This window comes from Corynebacterium sp. HMSC074A09 (genome assembly GCF_001811545.1).
Lineage (GTDB): Bacteria > Actinomycetota > Actinomycetes > Mycobacteriales > Mycobacteriaceae > Corynebacterium > Corynebacterium hiratae.
Window position 1 is genome coordinate 27,353 of sequence record NZ_KV805154.1, and the last position, 406, is coordinate 27,758.

Genomic DNA, 406 nt, shown 5'->3' on the forward strand with positions numbered 1-406 from the left:
AGACGTCGTTGGCGGCTTGAAGCAGGTCGGTGGTGTTGGTGGATTCGAGGACACCGCGCATGTTGGCAATCGTGGTGGCATCGTCAGTAATGGAAAGGGTGTTGGGGCCTTGTGCGCGGTAGGTGATGCGCACCCCTGGTTTGGCTATGCGTTTGGAACGCAGTTCTTTCAGGCGTGTGGCGGCGACGGTGGGGATGCGGTGTGCGGGTGTGGCGGTAAGTCTGACTCTCAGGTTCCAGGCGTCGAGGGTTTTCTTTACTTTTGAAACGTAGGTTTCGATGAGTGTGAGGGTGCCCAGGCTGTGGCGTTGGGTGAGTGCGGACGCACGGGCTTTGCGTTGTTTGCCGGTAAAGCGGGTGGGGCCGAAGTACACTTGGTGCAGGCCTGCGAGTTCGGTGGCGTCGGC

At 60.1% G+C, this 406-nt stretch carries 1 pseudogene; it reads right to left on the minus strand.

Annotated elements, in window-relative coordinates:
* Positions 1 to 406: pseudogene (locus HMPREF2807_RS14375) on the minus strand (HNH endonuclease); the annotation flags it as partial.